Annotated in this window: 1 pseudogene; it reads left to right on the plus strand. The window is 58.6% G+C overall.

Annotated elements, in window-relative coordinates:
• Positions 1–134 precede the first annotated feature (134 nt).
• Positions 135–715, plus strand: a pseudogene (locus tag AC4PR2_RS29415) (hypothetical protein); the annotation flags it as partial.

Consider the following 715-nt stretch of genomic DNA (forward strand, 5'->3'; position numbering starts at 1 on the left):
ATCGATGCGCGCGGCGAGTGCGCCAAAACGCGCAGCACCCAACAACCACAATAAAAAGAGCAGGACCAATACCGGGGTTTTCAACACCAGGGAAAACCCACGACAGAGAACCGGCAGGGCGGCACGGAGGTGATATGACAATACGAAACGCGCTATCTCGCACACTGCTCGGCAGTCTGCTGGCGGCCTGTGCGGCCACCCCGGCCATTGCCGGCGACAACGACATGAGCGAGGGAGAAGCTGCAGCCTCGGCTGCGCTCAGCGGTGCACAGCAGGGGGCCGGACAGGTGAAGCCTGAGCAGTATTTTGACCGTTACACCGATAACCCGCCGGAAAGCGGCTATTACCAGGGCGGGACGCAGACGGATACCGATATCGGCGCCAAAGGGCAGCAGGCACTGGCGGACACGGAACTCGGCAAGGAGATGCGCAAATCTTTCATCAACAACCCTGCCGACAAGATTGATTACGGCTCCGACATGATTAAACGCAGTGACGACATCCGCAAAGACGCGGATGTCATCGCCGCCGGCGTCGGGCCCCAATGTGTCAAGCAGGTGATCAACAAGGTCAGCTATACCTCGCATGCGTGTGAGAAGGCGCAGTCGGTGACCGCGCAATGCCACAACACGGCCAACATTGTCGGCAGCGTCACGGGCGGCAAGGAGACAAAATCATTTGAAGTCACCTTGTCGGATTTGCCTTACCAGATTTA

It is taken from the genome of Serratia sp. A07, assembly GCF_058725505.1.